The organism is Mesorhizobium sp. M5C.F.Ca.ET.164.01.1.1 (genome assembly GCF_004792125.1).
GTDB classification, from domain to species: domain Bacteria; phylum Pseudomonadota; class Alphaproteobacteria; order Rhizobiales; family Rhizobiaceae; genus Mesorhizobium; species Mesorhizobium wenxiniae.
Window position 1 is genome coordinate 132690 of record NZ_SRTG01000003.1, and the last position, 18808, is coordinate 151497.

Consider the following 18808-nt stretch of genomic DNA (forward strand, 5'->3'; position numbering starts at 1 on the left):
ATCTCACCATGGGCGAAGATAGAAAAAGTGAACCCGAGCGGCAAAAGGAACTCCAGGCGCAGGCGCTCGCACGCGAAACCGGGATCACCCGGGATCAGGCTCTCACGCTCATAGAATTGCTAGGAACGGATCGATCATCACTGCTGCGTAGGCCAACATACTGAAGAATCGAAAGCCCAGCAGTGCACCATGACGAACCACAAGACGGGCAGCTATCACTGCCACTGACTATGCGGCCCTCTGAATGACCCGCCTATCTGTTTCGGAAGAGCTTGAAAGTGCCGCCGACCGCATCGCCCATATAGCGCGCGCGGATCTGTGTCGCGCTGCATCGATGCTTAGTCTCCGGCGTGCCGCTGGAGCCAGCCACCGCAGACACGCTCGATTCCATCGCTGCCGAAATGGGAATCGGCCGATCCGACCTCATCCAGATCGTGTTGCGCGAATGGCTGGAAACCAACGCCTATCAGCCGGTCCGGGCGATAGACGAGGAAAGCGAGACGGACGGCAGCGCGTAGGCTGGGACGCGACCTCTATGCAGAAGACCCGCCGCTACATTTGCGAAGCGACGGGCCTCCACCCCATTCCCCCATACCTGACCATGCAACTGGCGTGCCAGACTTTATTGGCCCAATGCGGAACACCTTATGGCTTCTGCGCAGCGGAATTACCGACACGTACTTCGTTCGCATGTTTGATTAATTAGTTTTACTCACGTATTCACCAGCCACGTGAGCACGCCCCCGAAGGCTCTCTGGTCAGGCCCAGCGGCCTCCCCGCTCGCAATCCAAATAGACGTCTTTCAGCTGTTTGATTGGCATGTCAGCGTGAGCGAACGCGAGGTCCTGAGCGTCAGAAGCCGACAATGAAGCCGTACTGATTGCGATCAGCACGGTGCCGAGCGTCACAGGCGCGAGGGACTTAACAACTGACGTGATCATTTTGAGATCCTCCCCAGCTCCCGTCGGTCAACATTCAGTCCTTGGGGTCGCAGGTGTAGTGCCGTTCGAAGGTCCCGTCCGCGCGCCGCTGCTTGTCGAAGCCGCGATGTAAGGCTCGATCGCGCGCTCGTGGACCAGCCAAAGGGGATCTCGGCCGAGGCGTAGCCACTGCCGGCGGCCAACCGTTTCGGGATCGAGGCCGAAGCGATCCTGGTGCGCTCGATCGTCGTGCCGGCCGCGCCTGCCTCCGCATGACGGATGGCGCGGCTTCGCAAAGCGCACATGATTTCGTCACGTGAGATGCCGATGTCGCCAAGAACGTCATCGGGTAAACGGCTCAACTGGTCCGTTGCCGACAAGAGAGCTTTTCGCTCGGCGCGGAGGCGTAACCACCTGCGAAATGGACCAATGGCGACAGCATGAATTATAACCATGATCAGATCGTCCCTTCATTGATCTGAATTGACCGGTACGGAACGGCGCGAACGGCACTCCGGGCGAGAGCGTCAGCCGTCCGCGAGGCAAGTTAGGCGTAGTGGTCGATGGATTGGTTTTGCCGCGGCGTGCCCATACGGCGGGCGGTGGCTGGCCCCGGGCCACGCATGTAATAAAGCTCCGGGCGGTAGCGCGGCGCGACGAATTTGCGAAACTCCGCAGCAAGTTTTGTGACGGGAGCCAAGAATTTCATGACTGTTCCCTTTCCCTTCGCCGGCTTGCACACGAGCCGGCGGGCCTGACGTTGCAACAAGGATATGACAGTCGAACCAGGCTCGGCTGTGGGAATTCCCACACCGGGGAAAACATTGGCAAAATCCGCTCCCAGTTTGCATCCCGGAAAGCGGGGCCTGCGGCCATCAAATTTCCTTGGATAGGGAGTAAGGTGAAGTACACTTGATTGAACAAGAGACCGTTGTGACAGGCTCTCTGGCCTTCCTCTCAAGACTTTGCGATGCCGACCTCGCCGCGCTGACCAAACGGTGGCACGAGCGCAGCTATCGACACAACGAGCTAATCATTTCCCACGGCGACACTGGTCGCGATGTCTTCTTCCTGCTGGAAGGACGGGCTCGCGTGACACTGGTTTCAGCGGACGGCAGGGAGATAGCGTATCGCGATGTCGAACCGGGTGACATTTTCGGGGAGCTCGGAGGCATTGACGGGATTGCACGCTCTGCCAGCGTAGTCGCGCTGGAGGCAACCCGCGCTGCACGGCTGTCCGGCACAGCATTCCGGGATATCGTGATGACCCACCCGACTTTCGCCTGGATGCTGCTTGAGCATCTGTCTGCCCAGCTCCGGCGCATGACCGAGCGGGTATTCGAATACAGCACTCTGGTCGTGCGAAAACGGCTGATCGTCGAGCTCCTGCATCGGGCGGAGAAAGCCGCACTCGTGGACGGCGAGGTGTCCATAAGCCCGGCACCGACGCATTCCGAGCTGGCGGCAACGATGAGCACGCACAGGGAAGCGGTCTCACGCGAAATGAGCGACCTCGCCAAGAGAGGCCTGATCGAAAAGCGCGGCAGCAGGTTATTGCTGCATGACGTCTCGGCACTACGGGCGCTGGTCGACAAGAAGGAATAGCGAAGGCTGTCGCTGCGGCGGGGGGCACCGCACGTTTCATACCCCTCGGCCGCAAGTGATTATTCATTCCGGCAAACCGGGCAACCTAGCGTGCCAGCGCGCGGGTCGGGCTTTGATCGCTTCACCCCTTGCAAGAATCATGACTCGGCTTCTTGATGCGGGCACGGAACGTTATCCCCAGCCTGCTTGCAGACTTACAAGGGCGGATCGAAGGGTGAGGCCGCATGGACGTTAAATACCAAATCTTCGTCAGCTCGACCTACGCCGATTTGGTGGACGAAAGACGGTCGGTCATCGAGGCCGTTCTTAACCTCGGGCATATTCCTGTGGCAGCGGAGGTTCGCTCCGCTGCCAGAGATATCTCAACCAGTGGTCTGCTTATTTTGCCGGGGGTTTGTAGGAAGATGCGATTTTGCCCGCCTTCTCTTGGGCAGCTTTGAATTCCGCGCCCGAGTATGCCCGCACGGATTTGACATTCGATACTGCTCCCGATGCGCCGACGACGAGAAGTGCGGGGATCAGGTCAGCACCGTCGGCGAATTCCGCAATTACCATCCAGTCGGTTTCGCCGGTCGTGACGTAGAAAGAATGCATTCTCCCGCCTGCTGCTTCCATTATGCCACGAGCCGCCGCTTCTCTGTCCGATGGCTTGTCAATCATTCCCTTCGCTGACGTGGCTGAATAGCACCCTGTGATTATGAATAATGGCATGGGGCATTCTCCTCCATAATCGGGCAGATCGGGTGATCTGCCGAAGACACAATATCTCAAATCTTGGCGTTTGCCGCGAGATATAAGCCGACGCGTAGGCGGCGCTAGGAGCGCAATTCTGGGTTCCAAGTCTTTCCCCCAGCCGACGCAATGAACGCGCCCTACGTGTCGAGCAGCGCCCGGTTGTTGTGGTCGAGGATGACGTTGGCATAGGCGAAAGCGCCTATATGCTTAGCGGAAAGCATGGAGGTGAAAGGCATGTTTGTGGTGCGGCTGGTTGTCAAGGGCGAGATTGGCGACTTTAAGGTGTTCGAGACGATGGAGCCTGCCAAGACGCGCTTCAATGCAGGCTGGTTCCAAATCTCAGAATATGAAGGAGCATCGGCGGCACTTTATGACGTTCCCGTTAGTGGTGCCAGAGATGCAGTAGCTGCCGTGCGCGATGCACATTCTTCTGTCCGGCTTGTGGAAGCGCGCCCCATATCACCAAAGCACCTCACGCTCGAAGAATTGGGATGTAGCCGAAATGCCCACCGGACCTAAAGGCCAGAAGCGCCCCGCCGATGTGATCGGCAATGCTGTCCGCGTCATGCGTATTGCGACAGGCGAAGAAGCCGACGACATCGTTGATGACGGCAAAGACCCTGCCGCAAAGGCTCTAAGGCGAACACTCAAAAGGTTCAAAAGGTCTGCCTCTGGCTTTGGTAGAAGGCGATTTGTTACGCCGAACTATGCCCGCTAGACGCACATACGCGATGCCTAGGGAACGGTTCCCAGCCTCGCGGGTTTGAATCGCGGGCGAACGCTTTTGAAGGTGGCATCACCATGCAACACATCAACGACGCCAAAAAGCTGGTTAAGCAGCTCGATGAGAGGGCCCGGCAAAGCCTCATCCGCATCAAAGAAACTGAGGAACTCATCGAGCAGAACCACCGGCTGACAAAGAGGTCCCGTGGAATCCTTGCGCGCGCGCCCGTACTTGCCGCCGCGCTTGGCAGGACTAACGACCGGCCTTGAGAAAGGATGCTGCAAGCTTGCGCACACTGAGGTCGAGATAGACGCCTCGCCTTCGCCACTCGGCAAACACTTTGCGACGCCAAAGTGTTCCCGTAGGAGTCTAACGAAACAGACGGCAAACACATTTCTAGTTTCGCTCGAAGGAGAGGCCAGCGGCGTCGCGTACCTACGTTCTGGAGCCTTGACGGTAGCGTTTGAGATTCGCCAAACAGCGCGACAGGCCTTAAATAACTTCGCATGGACAGGGATACGAGCCAGACGCAGAGCTCCGCCAGCGCTTCGGCTACGGTTGCATTCATCGATCTTGCAGGCTTTAGCGCCATCGCGGACGTTTATGGAGATGCAGCCGCAATCGATGTGCTCGAGATTTTCGAGAGCATGGTCCGCGAGGCGCTTAGTGGTTACGGACCTCCGATCAAATGGATCGGTGACGAGGCAATGCTCTCGTTTTCCGAGCCGGAAGTCGCGATCCCGGCACTTGGAGCGCTGTTGCAGGCGTGCAGAAAAGAACCGCGCCTGCCGCTGACGCGGGCCGCGCTGAACCACGGGCCTGTCGTCCGCAGGGCAGGCGATCTATTTGGGTCGACCGTCAACGTAGCATCACGCATTGCTGCGCTTGCATCCCCCGGTCAATTGCTTACGACGCAACCTGTTGCCGATGCCGCTGCTGCCAGAGGCATTCTAGTCCGAGATCTCGGAAAAGTGGCCCTGCGATCGGTAGCTGGCGAAGTCCCTCTTTATGAGATCGAGCTTGCTCCGTCGCCTGATCCGGCCTGGATCGATCCGGTGTGCAAGATGCATGCTCCGTATACATCCTATCGACGGGCTGTCCCACAAGGGCCGTGGTTTTGTTCGCCCCTTTGCGAAGAAGCATATCGCAAATCGCCGCAGACCTATCCGTTGGCTCGATGACAGCAGCCACGGCAGCTGTTATTTCGGTCGGCAGCTTCGCCCTTATTTCATTCGGTACTGCATCACCAAGCGAAATTCTCTTAAGCATTCATTTTTGTTCGTTTTTCTCAGTCCGTCCAATCCATCATAGAATCAACATCGATCATGGCTATATCGCCGATTTCTCGCCATAGCTTCCATTCGCGCGATCGAACAGCTGCAGACATTGCCATTCTCCGAACATTGGCCACGATCGGGTCATGCCGCCTTCTGAGACAGAAACCGACATTGAGATGTGCCGACCGCGGGACCGGCCCTCGCGATTTTGGCTGTAGTGATGCGCAGAGAACCCACCTCTCAGGGATTGAGGGTAGCTACAGCGAGCTGGCCCCGCTTACTGCGCAGGCGGGGCCACTTGGTCAGATTCGATTGACGTCGCGCGCGCGGTCGCGCTCGATTTCATCGGCGGTATAATCGTCTGCATCGGGGTCAAACCCGGTCCAGCCCCCCGCCTCGTAGTCCCTGCGGCGCTCGGCTAAGTCGACCGACCTTGATTGACTGAGGATTTGCTCGGCGCTCCGCGCAAGCTCGTCCGCAACTCTAGCCGTAACCAAAGTCCCGCCACGTCGGACGCCTTCTGCATAAACATGCGCATCGCTTTCGGGCACGCCCGATTCCGTAAGGGCGCCAATGATGCCGCCGGCAGCACCGCCGACATCGAGTGTGCCAGGCAGAGGAACAGCTTCGTCTTGGCCTTCGCCCCGATGGTAACAGCTTCGTCGTTGCCCAGGTCGACGGCGCACCCTTGCAGCCAAGGTCGCTTACCCACGAATGGGTTCGCGTTCTCGGGAAAACCACCCTGCCCCGCATCCGCTTCCATGATCTTCGGCATACCCATGCCTCTCAGATGCTTTCGGCCGGTGTCCATCCGAAGGTTGCCAGCGAGCGACTTGGCCATTCGAGCATTGGCATCACGTTGGACCTTTATTCCCATGTTATGCCGGGAATGCAGGCTGACGCCGCAGAGCAAGTTGACGCCGCGTTGCAGGCGGCTATAAGCAGCGAACGAAAAGCCAAATAGTTGCAAATCGCGTAGCAGACGGCCTTTTGAGCAAACCGCAAAGAGGCAGAAAGCCACTTTAACTCAACTACTTGGAGGGATGGCCGAGCGGTTTAAGGCACCGGTCTTGAAAACCGGCGTGGGTGCAAGCCCACCGTGGGTTCGAATCCCACTCCCTCCGCCACATGCCATTGATATCGCTGGATAATCTACAATACCAGCATACCTACGTTCAATTCCGCGCACAGATTGCTTTCGCTTCTGACCCTGCCCCTTAAACTTGGGAACAAGAGCGGTGTTCAGTGCTCTCGGCCGAGCAACGCCAACTCATCCGGCTTCGTCGCCTCCAGAAAATTGCCAACGTGGCGAGATGAGCGGTGTTTCCAGTAACCTGACGCAGGGATTATTCTTCATCTCCGGGATCGTCGACGAGGCAGCCGGCGCCATGACAACCCTGATAGTTGCCGTGCTCGTCAAAGTTGGGTTCACCCTCCTTGTCGAACTGGGGAGTGTTGTCGACAGCGCTATCCGGGTCGTCGACCATGCAGCCGACGCCATGGCAACCATTGTAGCCGTCGTCTGGCCGATAATTGCTGGTCCTGTGATGATGCTTCCGGTTCGCGTCTTCGGCCATCCCTTCGACGAGCGCGCCTAATATGGCTCCGCCAACCACAGCACCTACGTCATGTCCCCGATGATCATACATTCGCGCATTGGGATCGAATGTGTCCCCGCGACCGTGGTGATAGCCGGCAACATCGGCGAAAACCCCTTGGCATCCCTGGGCGACCCAGATGTACTTGCTCTTCGGATTATAACCCCAGGTACGATTGAGGATGCAGGCGTTGCTCGATATCTGATGAATCAACTGCGGTTGCTTCAAAGGGCCGGCGAAACACTCGTCGTACTGGTAGTGCCTAGAGTGGCACTCGACGGTCGACTGCGCCCGGGCCTCCGAAACGAGCAGGGGCGCCGCAAACGCGACAGCCGCTAAAGCCACGTATCTGAACATATCAAGTACCTCCTGCATTGCCCTCAAGCGTTGATCGTAATGATCCGGATCGTATCGGGCCGGCGTCAACAGCTTAGCGGAAGATAACTCAGACGATGCAAGATGTATGTAGCTTCATGATTAAAATCATGTTATCTCAAAGCTAAATCGTCATTGAATGAATTGTCTTTCGAACGGCTTATATTAGCCACAGCGAACAGGTCTTGATTCCGAAGCCTGCGGCAACAAAATCTAATGGCCGGCGTTGCTACAAAGGCCCTGCAAGAGAGGCTGCCGGCCGGACTCTCGAAAGCTGGTAGCCTCCGAATCTTGGTTCACGGATTTGGGACAGGCCCCTCGGGTCAAGCCCGGCGAGGCGGATGAGGTAAACTTGCGTACCTGCGATCAAATTCAAACCCAAGTGGTTTGAGTTTGATCGCAACTGCAGGAATAGAGAAGGACCGTCTGGCGAACGTCCAGGACCGGAGCACGAAAGCCACCTGACGCGATGACCACGGCGATTGACGACATATACCGGCCTCTTGCAGCAACCGCGCGGTTGCTTGTCCAGTGCTGGCCGCAGCTATTGCTTGTTGGCTGCCTTGGCGTGATCGCTCGTGATCTGCTGCTTCAGGGCGCCGTGACGATCGGCCTCCAATTCCCGCTGGGCGGAATGGTCATGCTGTCGCTGGTGATTCTCGCCAAGCTGACGGTGCTGGTCATGATGTTCGTGGTGCTCCGGCCGCATCTGCCGGCGGTGGCGGCACTGAGACAAAAGCCGAAAAACGGAGCGGACGAAAAAAAGCGCGAGCCGATCCTGGCGATTACCGCGGCCGCGATCCTGCCGTTCTTCGCATACTATGCCGCCTGGGGTTTCCTCGGCGATACGGTCCGCGAGTATTCGCGCATGGCGCTGGCCCAGGCCGAACTCGGCAAGAGCGTCGACATCTTCGCCATTCTTCAGTCGAGCGGCGTGGTACTGTCGATCGTCATTTGCTGGCTGGTGCGTTTTGCCGCCAAGCGACTGAATGCGCGCGCCTCTCACCCCTACTGGCGGCTGCTGATCGTGGCGACGGACGCAACTTGGGTCTTCATCGGTCTCTACGCGCTCGGCGAATGGAAAGACCAGTTCATCCGCTGGCTTGGTGCAGGCGCCGCGCTGCAACAGCTCAGCCTCGATTTGCTTGCGCCGGTAAGTCGGGCGGTTGCGGCCGGCCAGTTCGTTCCCGTGGAATTCCGGCCGCTTCCCTTCGGAGTGCAGCTTCAGAATCTTTTCTTTTTCGCGTTGCTGCCGATTGTCTGGCTGGTGATGGCGGCGATCATTAACGGCTATGAGCTTTCCGCGCCGGCCGCTCCCGGTCCTGCGCTATCGCGCACGACCTCATGGCAGAAGTGGCTGAAGGATTTCGCGACCCATTTCGTTGGCGGCTATCGCAGCCGCTACTCGCCGGTTTGGACTTGCCTCAAGCTGACGCTCAGTGCCGGCCTTGCGACGCTTGTCACCTTCGTCATCGCCTATCAGGCCATCTCCTGGATCGGCGCCTGGATGTGGTATGGCCTGACAAGACTGATCGGAGCGCATGATCTCGCAACCTGGCAGATCTTCGCCGACACCATCAGCCTGTTCATCGGCAGCCCAAGCGAACTCGACGGAGGAATCCTGCTCGACGCGGTCCGGGTCGCGCTGCTTGCAGCAGTGCTCGAGACTTCAGTCGTCATGGCTGGCGAAGTGCGTGGCGTCAGGTCCGCGGCTCGCTGACGCTGAGATAATTCGGCAGCGCCGAGTAGAGGGCGATCGATAGTGTGAGGCTGCTCGCCGCAGGTGGGATCAAAAAGCTGGCAGCCATCCGTGCCGGCTTGCCGGGGTTCGTCGCCGCGAATGCGGTGCCGCCACACAGGGACCGGTTCCTTACATCCGGATACTGCTTTCTGATCACAGGGTCGGCAGATAGGGTTGGTTGCCATTCGCGACCGCTTCCATCGGAAAGTCGAACCTTGCATGGAACGGCGCCGAGCGCTTTCGGGTCAGCAGCGAGGGCTTCGAATTCGGCAAGGACGACGGCGCTTCCCTCGCTGCCTGCCAGTCTGGTGAGGCGCGTCACGGTCCAACTGGCACCGGCATAATCGATCGGTTGCCCCAAGGTCGCAGATACCGGCTGACGCACATGTTGGGAGCGCCAGTCGTTGATGCTTCCCCACGTTTGCGCGGCGAGCGCGGCGGGCAGTGCAACCACCAGCGCCATCATGCTCAGCCAGTAGCGTCGCCGCGTTGACATCACCTTTGCGGGAGAACTGTCCATGGCGGTCCTTCCTCGTTGCGGCGGATGGCGATCGCGGGCTCGATGTCCGTGCCTGAAACGTTCGTGGCGATGCGGATCTCATCGTCGAGCGGCAGCAATTTTGTGCGTGCGACCACCACGGTCCCGCCAGCGACGGCGTCCTCCGGCACCTCGAACACCAGAAGGATACGGCGTGGCAGGCCGGGCTGGTAGGCATTACCCGGCATCATTTCGATCGTCGCCGGCACCCGGTCGGTGAGGACATAACGGACGCCGCTGGCGCTCAGCCACTCGCCCGATGTGAGTCCCAAGGTTTCGAACTTCGCCTCGGCCTCGCCTTCGACCACAACCCATACGCCGGAACTCGTGTAGGTCTTTGACTTCCCGAAGGTCTCGACGTTGAGAACCCGCGCCACCCTGGCGCTATCCAGCGAAAGCGCAAACGCGCGAGCCTCCACACGCTTGTTCATGCCGCCCGAAGAGACGATCGGCGATGTAATGTCGCTGTAGAGCGGACGCGTATGCTGCATGCCGTAGAGCACGGCCGCAGCGAACAGCAGCGCAAGCACCGAACGCACCGTGCGCATCATGGCGCCTTCTCCACTGGCAGATCGACCGTCGCAACGGGATCGCGGTCGTACCACCCGCTTGCGCCGTAGAGATTGTCGCGCAACTTGTAGATTTGGCCGGTAACGGTGATCGTCACCTTGTCCGGCACGGGCACACCGGCCGGCCACTCCCAAGCCATCGTCGCGCGTTCCGACATGTTGGGGTTGAAATATCCCGCCAGATACTTGTCGCGATCGAGATAAACCGATGGCATCGGCAGCTTTTGCGCCGGGGCGTTGAGCGTAACGACGCGGTAGAGCACATTGTTCGGGGTGGCGGAACGGTTCACCACGTCCAGATCCACCATCAGAAGCTGCACAGGCTGCGATGGGGGAACGCCTGTCGGCGGCACGGTTCCGACACGTGCCGTTCGCAAGGTGACGAACCAGCGACCGGTATCGATCTGCTGGCCTGCTTGCACAACAGGCACCTTTGGTGGATGGGCAGCTTCGTAGAGTGTCATCGAAAACGAGATAGCCGATGCGGCCAGTCCACCCAGACCAGCGAACAAAAAAGCGTACAGTCTTTGCCGTATTGTCGTTCGTGTCAGTTCCGTCATGCGCGGCGCCGTATGCGATGGTCCTCAGGCCAGCCTTATACGATGCGAGCTACGCCATCGGACAATAATTTTGTTACAACAGCAGCGCTGGCATCTCTAAGGTGGTTCAGCACAGAGATACCAGCCGCGCAATCGAATCCTTGATAGCTCGCCCAGTCAGTATTCAATATCCGCTCCTGGCGCCAAGAGCGGCATTAAGCCCCGACGGCCGCCCAGACCATTCGAAAGAGGTGCCGGCTCGGCTCGGCGCCCCTTTCTGCTTTCTCACTTCTCCGACCACACGGCCAGCTCGTAGCCGTCCGGATCGGTGAAGTGGAAGCGGCGGCCGCCCGGGAAGGAATAGGCGGGCTTGACGATCTTCCCGCTGGCCGCCTCGACGCGGCGCTGGGTCTCGTCGAGCTTGTCGGCATAGAGGATCACCAGCGGCCCGCCTGCCGCCTTGCTCTGGCCGCCGAGGGCGAAGCCGCCGGTCAGGCGGCCATCGTTGAACTCGCAATAGCTCGGCCCGTAGTCCTTAAAGGACCAGCCGAAGGCCTTGCCATAGAAGTCGCGCGAGCGCGCGATGTCGCCGACGGAGAACTCGACATAGTCGATGCGCTTGTCGTTGCTGGATTTGGCCATGATCTTCTCCTTTCGTGATCTTGGGAAGCTCAGCGTTCGAGCATTGCCTTCAGGGTGTTGAGGTCGCGCGCTACCGCCGCGGCGTCGGCAGCGAAGATCTCCTCCGTCATGTCCGGCATCCTTAAGAGCACGAACATGACCTCCGCGCCGGTTCCGTTGGGAACCACGCGCACCGCATTGCGGGTTTCCTTGCCCTCGGCAAAGACGACGTGATCGAGGACACCGAATTCATTGGGCCGGGAGAAACGGATGCGGATGGGCCGGCCGTGGGGATCCTCAGCCGTCCATTCCTCGCCCGATCTTTCGAAGCGCCGGCCGAGGCCTGCCGCCCAGCGCTGGAAATTCTCCGGGATTGAGGCGAAGTCATAGACTTCGCGCCAGTCCCGGTCGATGGACACGGTGATGATGCGGGATTTGTAGATCGTCATATCTGCCTCCTTTCAACGAAGGCAGACTAGGCGGAGTTGGCGGTGGCGTATTGAACGAAACGGCCAGTTCAGGCGCCGAGCTGTCGCAGAACCATCGCGGGCGAGAACCCCGACAGGCGCCGCACCTCGCGCGTGAGATGCGCCTGGTCCGAATAGCCCGCCTCGAACGCAAGATCGACAAGGCGCGGCTCGGCGGACTGCCGCGCCAGGTTCAAAAACCGCTGGAAGCGGAGAATGCGGTCGAGCGTCTTCGGACCATAGCCGAAAGCCACCTGGCAGCGGCGGCGAAGTGTTCGCGGGCTGACGTCGAGCCGATCGAGGATCACCGCCATGCCCGGACCGGCGGATTCCGTTTTCAGCGCGTTGAAGGCAAATCCCATGTCCGGAGGCGGCGGCTCGACGTCGGGCGCAAGGCAGGAGAATGCGGCCTGCATCTTCCGCATCCGCTCCGTCGTGGAGGACGCATCGCCAATTCTCTGGGCGATTTCGCGCGCCAGTGCTCCCCAGAAGTGGCTGAGTGCCACGCGACCGCCCACGATCTCCGACATCGGCAGGCCGAGCCATCGGCTTGCCGCCCCCGGTCGGAACCGGGTGCCTATCACAGTAGAGCCGGGTGTCAGCGTAGAGAGGGCAACGGCCACGTCGGGGCCCGCTACGACCAGATCGCCGTCGATCCAGATGATGTCGACGCAACCGTCGGGGACCACGGCCGATAAGCTCCCCGCGTCCGGCCGCAATGTATTTGACCAGACACACAGGAAATGCCTTTCGAGTGCGGCCGGAGGATCGAACTCGCGGTACTCCCCAATCGCTCCGGAAAGGACGGGCGCCCCGGAAAGGACGGGTGTGTTGTCGTCAGACGTCACGAGCCTCTCCTGCGAGGAACACTTTCTAAGGCATCGTACTCTTCGGTCCCCGAAATCTATCGCGGTGGCGGCGTGCTTCAACCCATGCTGTCGTTCTCGATCAAGCCCTGCACTGCATGGTTGCGACGCCAGGCGGAACTGGGCAATTGTCGAGGATTCCACCAATCGTGGAGCGGTCGTGAGCGGAGTCGCGACCTTGGCGCATGCGCGGCTCGCGCCATCCAGCCCACGATTCCGCACCGATTGCCGCATGACATCATTTTTACCGTCCCGATGCCTGCAGAGGACTGCTTGGAATGAGCAATTTCGACAGATTTTCCTTGCAAAGGCGCCATTTGCGTTCTGGTTTCGGGGTCATCTTGATCACGGCAGCTCAGGCGGTTTGCCGGCCTTGTTCTCAAGCCATCTCTTGACGTGCGGGAACCATACACGTTAGGCGTTCGGGCACCCCACGCGAACGATTGGCGACCAAGCAAGGAAATTCCAGCTGATGGAAATTTTTACCGCCGCTGGCCTCGCGGCTCTGCTCCAGGTCATCGCCATCGACCTTGTGCTTGCCGGCGACAATGCCATCGTCATCGGCCTTGCCGCGGCAGGCCTGCCGTCGGACCAGCGCAGGAAGGCGATTCTCGTCGGCATTGCGGCGGCCACCGTGCTTCGCATCTTCTTCGCACTGATCACCCAGTGGCTCCTCACAATCGGCCCCATTCTTCTCATCGCCGGCGGCCTGCTGCTGCTTTGGGTGTGCTGGAAGATGTGGCGCGAACTCCGTGTCAGCCACGAGCAGGAACATGACGCGACGGAATCGTTGTCGAATGTCGATTACGACAAGAGCGGGACGATCGGCGGCAAGGGACCGCGCAAGACCTTCGCTCAGGCAGCCTGGCAGATCGTCATTGCCGACGTTTCGATGTCTCTCGACAACGTCCTTGCAGTCGCAGGCGCGGCGATGGACCATCCGACGGTCCTGATCATCGGCTTGGCGCTGTCGATTGCGCTGATGGGCTTCGCCGCTTCGTTTGTCGCACGCCTCCTGCATAAGTACCGCTGGATTGCCTATATCGGCCTCGTGATCATTCTCTACGTCGCCGTGAAGATGCTTCTGGATGGTGCCGTGCAGCAGTTCCCCGAACAGTTTGCGTTCCTGGCGCCTTGGTTCGGACCGGGCGGTCATTGAACCTGACCCTTTAGCAGTGCAGGCCCGCCGAGCGGCGCCAAGCCATTCCCCGGTTTGCTTGATTGCGGAACTATGCTATTGCGCCGTGCAATTGAGCTTCTGCGAAAGTTCTAAAGATCAACATGTATCGAGACTTCCGGGCCGGGCCTTAGGGTTTCCGGCCCGCGTCCATTGGAAACCGCACATGTCTGCCCCTCGCGTCAGTTTCGTAAGCCTTGGATGCCCGAAAGCCCTCGTGGACTCGGAGCGTATCATCACGCGCCTGCGCGCCGAAGGCTACGAGATCGCGCGCAAACATGACGGCGCCGATCTGGTCGTCGTCAACACCTGCGGCTTTCTCGATTCGGCTCGTGATGAATCGCTCAATGCCATCGGCTCCGCCCTTTCGGAGAACGGCAGAGTCATCGTCACCGGCTGTCTAGGCGCCGAACCTGACGTGATCCGCGAGAAACACCCCAACGTTCTCGCCATCACCGGCCCGCAGGCCTACGAGAGCGTGATGGCTGCAGTGCATGAGGCAGCACCCCCGAGCCACGATCCCTACATCAACCTTTTGCCGCCGCAAGGCGTCAAGCTCACGCCGCGCCACTATGCCTATCTCAAGATTTCGGAAGGCTGCAACAACCGCTGCACCTTCTGCATCATTCCGGCGCTGCGCGGCGACCTCGTCTCGCGACCGGCGGCCGACGTTTTGCGCGAAGCCGAGAAACTGGCCAAGGCCGGCGTTAAGGAGATACTGGTCATTTCGCAGGACACCAGCGCCTACGGCATCGACATCAAATACCAGACGAGCATGTTCGGCGATCGCGAAGTGCGGGCGAAATTCCTCGATCTATCGGAGGAACTCGGCAGGCTCGGCGTTTGGGTACGTATGCACTATGTCTACCCCTACCCGCATGTCGCCGATGTCATCCCGCTGATGGCCGAAGGAAAAATCCTTCCCTATCTGGATATCCCGTTCCAGCACGCCTCGCCGCAGGTGCTGAAGAACATGCGCCGGCCTGCCCATGGCGAAAAGACCCTCGACCGCATTCGCGGCTGGCGCGAAATCTGTCCGGATCTGGCGATCCGCTCCACCTTCATCGTCGGCTTCCCCGGCGAGACGGACGACGATTTCGAAATGCTGCTCGATTGGCTGGACGAAGCCAAGATCGATCGCGCCGGCTGTTTCAAATACGAGCCGGTCAGGGGCGCCGGCTCCAATGATCTCGGCCTCGAACAGGTGCCGCAGGAAATCAAGGAAGCGCGCTGGCACCGCTTCATGCAGCGCCAGCAGAAGATCTCGGCGACGCAGCTTGCCAGGAAGGTCGGCAAACGCCTGCCTGTCCTGATCGACGAGGCGCATGGCACCTCGGCGAAGGGCCGCACCAAATACGACGCGCCCGAAATCGACGGCTCGGTGCATATCCAGTCGCGCCGCCCGTTGCGTGCCGGCGACGTCGTCACCGTCAAGATCGACCGTGCCGACGCCTACGATCTCTACGGCTCGGCGGTCTGACCGCCAGCGGGAGCGAAGGCCCTTCTGCTAGGACGTGACTGTTTCGCTTACACGGATCAGGGTCCGCCTGAGCCAGGCGTGACCGGGATCGCTGTCGTTCCTCCGATGCCAGAGCAGGGTTTCCTGATAACCGGAGTAATCGAAGGGCAGCGGAAAAGAGCGCAGGCGCGGCCAATCCGCCAGACGGATCACATTTGCCGGCAAAGTGCAGATCATGTCCGTCTCGGCAATGATGGCCGGTACGGCAAGCGCAAAAGGCAGGCTCATTGCAACGGTCCGCTTCAGTCCGCGATCGTCCAGCAGGCGATCGATGTAGCCCTTCAGATCGCCGACATGGGTAACCAGCAAGTGCGGATACTTCAGGAAGAGTTTCAGCGTAAGCTCGTCGCGGATTTCAGGATGCTCGGCGGAGACGATCGATGTCCAGTTCACGTGGAAGAGCGATGCTCGTTTGATCGTCGTCGGCGCGTCGGGCAGGATAGTGATCGCAAGGTCGATAGAGCCTTTCTCGAGCCAATCGACGATCTCCTGGCGGTGCAAGCCGCGCAGAACGATTGAAATTCTTGGCGCCGCTGAACGGAGCACCGGCACCAGCCTGGGCATCAAGGTCGCCGCGATGTGGTCGGTGGTCGCGATCCTGAAAACGCGACCCGATCGCTCCGGCGAGAACTGGCCTAATCCTCCCAGCGCATCCTGGATCTGGCGTAGCGCGGCCCGGATCGGATCGGCGAGGTCGAGGGCCTTTTCGGTCGGCCGCACGCCATCGGCATGACGGACAAAGAGATCATCGGCGAAAAGCCGACGCAGATGGGCGAGGCGCTTGCTCATCGCCGGCTGGCTGAGCCCGATACGGGCCGCCGCCCCGCTCACGCTCCCTTCACTGAGCAGGGCGTCGAAGGCGACAAGCAGGTTCAGATCGACGGCAGCCAGATTCACGCCGGGCCTCCGAAGCTTCATTACCGGGAGGAATATTCAAATGTCAAATATCGATTGGACGACTGAAAGCGAAGCTGGAAAATAGGCGCCTTCCAATTGAGTATGGAGACCTGGATGCGACGCTGTTCTCTCGCTGCAATTGCTTTGTACCTGATGCCGACCCTCTCGAGCGCCCAGCCGCCCCAAAATCACGGCGGAGCCGTCTTCGTGCTGTCGGATGCCGACATGGTGCCGACTGTCTATGAGACGGGCGAGCTCGGGCCTCCAGACCCTCACCACCGGGATACGCTTTCGATCATCACGTCGCCGGCGGAGCAGTCCCGCTCTGTTGCTATGATGGAGGTTTCGAATTCGACCTATGGGCCGCCGGGAGCGCTCGACATCTCCCCGGACGGCCAGTTCGCTTTCGTCGCCGAAACTTTCCGTCAACGGCCCGAACGGGCGACCCGCCTCGACGAGTTGCAGCAAGGCGACACGATCCGATCGCTCCGGCTCGATGGCGGCCACTCGGCGGTGGTCGACAGCGTCCGGATCGGAATCCAGCCGCAGGCGATCCATCTCAATCCAGCAGGCGATCTTATCGTCGCGATTACTGTCGACGCCGACCGCGAACTCACCTTCGTTCCGGTCAGGGAGGGTCGGTTTGGCCCCGTCTCAAGCTTCGGTCTCGGTCTTGAGCCGTCAACGGGTTTCATTCCGCTGAAGGCGACCTGGGTGCAGTGGCATCCAAGCGGCCGGTACATCGCGATCAATCTCGTGGACCGTGGTCAGGTCGCCTTCTTCGAGGTGCTGCGCGGAAATGACGGAGTGGTTTCGGCCATTCGCCCCTGGGGCAATCGCGTCCAGACGAACAAGTTTCCCTTCGTCGGCCGCTTCTCGCCGGACGGCCGCTACTACATTACCTCCGATGTTCAATGGGGCATCGATACGGCCGGCTTCTATGGGGTTCGGGAGGGCATTCTCACCACAGTTCGGCTTGCCGATGTCGGCGCGATGGGCGATGCGGCAAGGCATATCGTGCCTCACATCGCGCTTGGTGGCTGGGGCGCCGAGACGATCGCCTTCAGCCCCGACGGCCGCTTTCTTGTCACGTCCAATCTTCGCGGCACCGGCAAGCAAGACGGCTCGCGCGACTGGACGGAGCATGCGTCGCTCAGCCTCCATGAGCTGGACGCCGAAACAGGGCGGCTGTCACCGCACGGCGAATGGCCGCTCGCAGGCGTGCTGCCGCAGGGCCTCGCTTTTGATCGGACGGGGCAAAGCCTCTTCGTTGGCGTCAACCGTTACCGCAATGACGAAGCGCCCCTTGGCGGTGCCGTCGAGATATGGCGGATCACGACGGAAGGGCGCCCGGCGCTCGCTCCCACATCGGATCGCATCAGGCTGCCCGCGGGCGTCCACACCATAGTCGCCCGCTGAGCCACGTCGTGGGACTCGCAGCAGGGCAGGTAGCCCTCGAAGCTGGCGCACATGAAAAGAGGGCGCCCGAAAGGCGCCCTCCCCGGTTCTGTCGAAGCCGGCCGAACCAAGCCGGCACAAGCGCTTGCGCAGCTTACTGCGGCAGCTTGTCATCGACGCCCTTGACGTAGAAGTTCATGCCGAGCAGCGTCGCATCGTCGGCGACTTCGCCCTCTTTCAGCCAGGGCGTGCCGTCCTGTTTGGCAATCGGCCCGGTGAAGGGGTTCCATCCTTCGACTATCTTCTTCTCGGTGGCTTCCGCCATCGCCTTCACGTCATCGGGCATGTTGGTGTAAGCGGCCATCTTAACGGCGCCGTCCTTGATGCCCAGCCAGACATTGCCCGGCTTCCAGGTGCCGTCGAGCGCAGCCTTCACCCGGCCGACATAGTACGGCCCCCAATCGTCGACGATCGAGGTCAATTGCGCCTTGGGAGCGAACTTGATCATGTCCGAAGACTGGCCGAAGCCCTGCAGCCCGCGCTCTTCGGCGACTTGCAGGGGAGCAGTCGAGTCGGTGTGCTGGACGATGATGTCGGCACCCTGGTCGAACAGAGCCTTGGCGGCGTCGGCTTCCTTGCCCGGATCGAACCATGAATTGATCCAGACGATCTTCGCCTTGAAGTTCGGATTGATCGACTGGGCGCCGAGCATGAAGGAATTTATGCCCATCACCACTTCGGGAATCGGGAACGAAACGATGTAGCCGGCGACGCCCGACTTCGATTGCTTGGCGGCGATCTGGCCGAGGATGTAGCGGCCTTCGTAGAAACGTGCGTTGTAGATGCCGAGATTTTCGGCCGTCTTATAGCCGGTCGCGTGTTCGAACATCACGTCGGGGAACTTCTTGGCGACCTTCACTTCGGGGTCCATGAAGCCGAAGGACGTGCCGAAAATGATCTTGCATCCTTCGCGCGCCAGGCGCTCGAAGGCACGATCGGCATCGGGACCCTCGGAGACGTTCTCCAGATATGCGGTCTCGACCTTGTCGCCCAGTGCCTTCTCTACGTCCAGGCGGCCCTGGTCATGCTGGTACGAATAGCCGAAATCGCCGATCGGGCCGGTATAGACCCAACAGGCTTTCAGCTTTTCCTGTGCTTCGGCGGTCGCCGCCAGCGACAATGCCGCCGCCGCGGTCATCAGCGCAATAAGCAGTTTTTTCATCGTGTTACCTCTCTGAGTTA

22 protein-coding genes, 1 tRNA gene and 1 pseudogene are annotated in these 18808 nt (G+C 60.2%); 11 read left to right on the plus strand and 13 right to left on the minus strand.

Features of this window, described 5'->3' with window-relative positions:
- Positions 1 to 350: 350 nt before the first annotated feature.
- Positions 351 to 518: a ribbon-helix-helix domain-containing protein gene (locus EN807_RS37685; RefSeq protein WP_348640256.1), complete on the plus strand. Its 168-nt coding sequence runs from the start codon at positions 351 to 353 to the stop codon at positions 516 to 518.
- Between the two features lie 240 nt (positions 519 to 758).
- Here EN807_RS37685 and EN807_RS21575 read toward each other — a convergent pair whose 3' ends face one another.
- Positions 759 to 941 carry a hypothetical protein gene (locus EN807_RS21575; RefSeq protein ID WP_135936589.1) on the minus strand — a complete coding sequence of 61 codons (183 nt, stop codon included), beginning with the start codon at positions 939 to 941 and terminating at the stop codon, positions 759 to 761.
- 526 nt (positions 942 to 1467) lie between these two features.
- Positions 1468 to 1629, minus strand: coding sequence for a hypothetical protein (locus tag EN807_RS35645; RefSeq protein WP_189522532.1), 162 nt, complete (start codon positions 1627 to 1629; stop codon positions 1468 to 1470).
- A gap of 224 nt (positions 1630 to 1853) precedes the next feature.
- Between EN807_RS35645 and EN807_RS21580 the strand changes: the two genes are divergently transcribed.
- Positions 1854 to 2525, plus strand: coding sequence for a Crp/Fnr family transcriptional regulator (locus EN807_RS21580; protein ID WP_135936590.1), 672 nt, complete (start codon positions 1854 to 1856; stop codon positions 2523 to 2525).
- A gap of 378 nt (positions 2526 to 2903) precedes the next feature.
- Here the strand turns inward: EN807_RS21580 and EN807_RS21590 are convergent, their stop codons facing one another.
- On the minus strand, positions 2904 to 3236 hold the full coding sequence (locus EN807_RS21590; RefSeq protein WP_135936591.1) for a GYD domain-containing protein: 333 nt from the start codon (positions 3234 to 3236) through the stop codon (positions 2904 to 2906).
- A gap of 258 nt (positions 3237 to 3494) precedes the next feature.
- Here EN807_RS21590 and EN807_RS21595 point away from each other — a divergent pair, with 258 nt between their 5' ends.
- The 3 genes from EN807_RS21595 to EN807_RS21610 all read left to right on the plus strand — a co-directional run bounded on the left by EN807_RS21595 (position 3495) and on the right by EN807_RS21610 (position 5165).
- Positions 3495 to 3779: a hypothetical protein gene (locus tag EN807_RS21595; RefSeq protein WP_135936592.1), complete on the plus strand. Its 285-nt coding sequence runs from the start codon at positions 3495 to 3497 to the stop codon at positions 3777 to 3779.
- A gap of 282 nt (positions 3780 to 4061) precedes the next feature.
- Positions 4062 to 4253, plus strand: coding sequence for a hypothetical protein (locus EN807_RS21605; protein WP_135936593.1), 192 nt, complete (start codon positions 4062 to 4064; stop codon positions 4251 to 4253).
- Positions 4254 to 4490: 237 nt separating this feature from the next.
- On the plus strand, positions 4491 to 5165 hold the full coding sequence (locus tag EN807_RS21610) for an adenylate/guanylate cyclase domain-containing protein (RefSeq protein WP_127319660.1): 675 nt from the start codon (positions 4491 to 4493) through the stop codon (positions 5163 to 5165).
- A 398-nt stretch (positions 5166 to 5563) separates the two neighbouring features.
- Here the strand turns inward: EN807_RS21610 and EN807_RS21615 are convergent.
- A pseudogene (locus tag EN807_RS21615) lies at positions 5564 to 5860 on the minus strand (hypothetical protein); the annotation flags it as partial.
- Between the two features lie 5 nt (positions 5861 to 5865).
- Between EN807_RS21615 and EN807_RS21620 the strand changes: the two are divergent.
- A complete protein-coding gene (locus EN807_RS21620) occupies positions 5866 to 6225 on the plus strand; it encodes a site-specific integrase (protein ID WP_210239994.1) in 360 nt (119 codons plus the stop codon).
- Positions 6226 to 6298: 73 nt separating this feature from the next.
- Positions 6299 to 6388 (plus strand) — tRNA-Ser (locus tag EN807_RS21625).
- A 219-nt stretch (positions 6389 to 6607) separates the two neighbouring features.
- On the opposite strand, the gene EN807_RS21630 is transcribed toward EN807_RS21625, so the two are convergent.
- Positions 6608 to 7216 carry a DUF3011 domain-containing protein gene (locus EN807_RS21630; RefSeq protein WP_135936594.1) on the minus strand — a complete coding sequence of 203 codons (609 nt, stop codon included), beginning with the start codon at positions 7214 to 7216 and terminating at the stop codon, positions 6608 to 6610.
- Between the two features lie 586 nt (positions 7217 to 7802).
- On the opposite strand from EN807_RS21630, the gene EN807_RS21635 reads away from it, so the two are divergent.
- Positions 7803 to 8954: a hypothetical protein gene (locus EN807_RS21635; RefSeq protein ID WP_246684262.1), complete on the plus strand. Its 1152-nt coding sequence runs from the start codon at positions 7803 to 7805 to the stop codon at positions 8952 to 8954.
- Here the strand turns inward: EN807_RS21635 and EN807_RS21640 are convergent.
- From EN807_RS21640 to EN807_RS21665, 6 genes are all read right to left on the minus strand, one after another.
- Positions 8935 to 9495: a hypothetical protein gene (locus EN807_RS21640; RefSeq protein WP_135936596.1), complete on the minus strand. Its 561-nt coding sequence runs from the start codon at positions 9493 to 9495 to the stop codon at positions 8935 to 8937. The genes EN807_RS21635 and EN807_RS21640 overlap by 20 nt on opposite strands.
- On the minus strand, positions 9471 to 10064 hold the full coding sequence (locus EN807_RS21645; RefSeq protein WP_135936597.1) for a hypothetical protein: 594 nt from the start codon (positions 10062 to 10064) through the stop codon (positions 9471 to 9473). Before EN807_RS21645 ends, EN807_RS21640 begins: the two co-directional genes overlap by 25 nt.
- Entirely contained in the window at positions 10061 to 10546 is a 486-nt protein-coding gene (locus EN807_RS21650; protein WP_145972445.1) for a hypothetical protein, read from the minus strand. The genes EN807_RS21645 and EN807_RS21650 overlap by 4 nt, the downstream gene beginning before the upstream one ends.
- 360 nt (positions 10547 to 10906) lie before the next feature.
- Positions 10907 to 11263 carry a VOC family protein gene (locus EN807_RS21655; RefSeq protein ID WP_135936599.1) on the minus strand — a complete coding sequence of 119 codons (357 nt, stop codon included), beginning with the start codon at positions 11261 to 11263 and terminating at the stop codon, positions 10907 to 10909.
- Between the two features lie 29 nt (positions 11264 to 11292).
- Positions 11293 to 11691 carry an SRPBCC family protein gene (locus EN807_RS21660; RefSeq protein ID WP_135936600.1) on the minus strand — a complete coding sequence of 133 codons (399 nt, stop codon included), beginning with the start codon at positions 11689 to 11691 and terminating at the stop codon, positions 11293 to 11295.
- A gap of 68 nt (positions 11692 to 11759) precedes the next feature.
- The gene (locus EN807_RS21665) at positions 11760 to 12557 is read right to left on the minus strand and encodes a helix-turn-helix domain-containing protein (RefSeq protein WP_135936601.1); all 798 of its coding nucleotides are present in this window, start codon (positions 12555 to 12557) and stop codon (positions 11760 to 11762) included.
- A gap of 490 nt (positions 12558 to 13047) precedes the next feature.
- Here EN807_RS21665 and EN807_RS21670 point away from each other — a divergent pair, with 490 nt between their 5' ends.
- Together EN807_RS21670 and rimO are read left to right on the plus strand one after the other, a co-directional pair.
- Positions 13048 to 13734 carry a TerC family protein gene (locus tag EN807_RS21670; RefSeq protein ID WP_135936602.1) on the plus strand — a complete coding sequence of 229 codons (687 nt, stop codon included), beginning with the start codon at positions 13048 to 13050 and terminating at the stop codon, positions 13732 to 13734.
- 184 nt (positions 13735 to 13918) lie between these two features.
- Positions 13919 to 15232 carry a 30S ribosomal protein S12 methylthiotransferase RimO gene (rimO, locus tag EN807_RS21675; protein WP_135936603.1) on the plus strand — a complete coding sequence of 438 codons (1314 nt, stop codon included), beginning with the start codon at positions 13919 to 13921 and terminating at the stop codon, positions 15230 to 15232.
- A gap of 27 nt (positions 15233 to 15259) precedes the next feature.
- Here rimO and EN807_RS21680 read toward each other — a convergent pair whose 3' ends face one another.
- The gene (locus EN807_RS21680) at positions 15260 to 16168 is read right to left on the minus strand and encodes a LysR family transcriptional regulator (RefSeq protein WP_189522534.1); all 909 of its coding nucleotides are present in this window, start codon (positions 16166 to 16168) and stop codon (positions 15260 to 15262) included.
- 114 nt (positions 16169 to 16282) lie between these two features.
- Here EN807_RS21680 and EN807_RS21685 point away from each other — a divergent pair, with 114 nt between their 5' ends.
- The gene (locus tag EN807_RS21685; protein ID WP_189522535.1) at positions 16283 to 17587 is read left to right on the plus strand and encodes a beta-propeller fold lactonase family protein; all 1305 of its coding nucleotides are present in this window, start codon (positions 16283 to 16285) and stop codon (positions 17585 to 17587) included.
- 133 nt (positions 17588 to 17720) lie between these two features.
- Here the strand turns inward: EN807_RS21685 and EN807_RS21690 are convergent, their stop codons facing one another.
- Positions 17721 to 18788, minus strand: a complete 1068-nt coding sequence (locus EN807_RS21690; protein ID WP_135936606.1) for a BMP family ABC transporter substrate-binding protein — start codon at positions 18786 to 18788, stop codon at positions 17721 to 17723.
- Between the last annotated feature and the right edge of the window lie 20 nt (positions 18789 to 18808).

Bases quoted from the DNA above. Each gene is read 5' to 3' on its own strand.
- EN807_RS21575 (WP_135936589.1), bottom strand. From the start codon at position 941: ATGATCACGTCAGTTGTTAAGTCCCTCGCGCCTGTGACGCTCGGCACC.
- EN807_RS35645 (WP_189522532.1), bottom strand. From the start codon at position 1,629: ATGAAATTCTTGGCTCCCGTCACAAAACTTGCTGCGGAGTTTCGCAAA.
- EN807_RS21590 (WP_135936591.1), bottom strand. From the start codon at position 3,236: ATGCCATTATTCATAATCACAGGGTGCTATTCAGCCACGTCAGCGAAG.
- EN807_RS21595 (WP_135936592.1), top strand. From the start codon at position 3,495: ATGTTTGTGGTGCGGCTGGTTGTCAAGGGCGAGATTGGCGACTTTAAG.
- EN807_RS21605 (WP_135936593.1), top strand. From the start codon at position 4,062: ATGCAACACATCAACGACGCCAAAAAGCTGGTTAAGCAGCTCGATGAG.
- EN807_RS21610 (WP_127319660.1), top strand. From the start codon at position 4,491: ATGGACAGGGATACGAGCCAGACGCAGAGCTCCGCCAGCGCTTCGGCT.
- EN807_RS21630 (WP_135936594.1), bottom strand. From the start codon at position 7,216: ATGTTCAGATACGTGGCTTTAGCGGCTGTCGCGTTTGCGGCGCCCCTG.
- EN807_RS21640 (WP_135936596.1), bottom strand. From the start codon at position 9,495: ATGGACAGTTCTCCCGCAAAGGTGATGTCAACGCGGCGACGCTACTGG.
- EN807_RS21645 (WP_135936597.1), bottom strand. From the start codon at position 10,064: ATGATGCGCACGGTGCGTTCGGTGCTTGCGCTGCTGTTCGCTGCGGCC.
- EN807_RS21650 (WP_145972445.1), bottom strand. From the start codon at position 10,546: ATGACACTCTACGAAGCTGCCCATCCACCAAAGGTGCCTGTTGTGCAA.
- EN807_RS21655 (WP_135936599.1), bottom strand. From the start codon at position 11,263: ATGGCCAAATCCAGCAACGACAAGCGCATCGACTATGTCGAGTTCTCC.
- EN807_RS21660 (WP_135936600.1), bottom strand. From the start codon at position 11,691: ATGACGATCTACAAATCCCGCATCATCACCGTGTCCATCGACCGGGAC.
- EN807_RS21670 (WP_135936602.1), top strand. From the start codon at position 13,048: ATGGAAATTTTTACCGCCGCTGGCCTCGCGGCTCTGCTCCAGGTCATC.
- rimO (WP_135936603.1), top strand. From the start codon at position 13,919: ATGTCTGCCCCTCGCGTCAGTTTCGTAAGCCTTGGATGCCCGAAAGCC.
- EN807_RS21685 (WP_189522535.1), top strand. From the start codon at position 16,283: ATGCGACGCTGTTCTCTCGCTGCAATTGCTTTGTACCTGATGCCGACC.
- EN807_RS21690 (WP_135936606.1), bottom strand. From the start codon at position 18,788: ATGAAAAAACTGCTTATTGCGCTGATGACCGCGGCGGCGGCATTGTCG.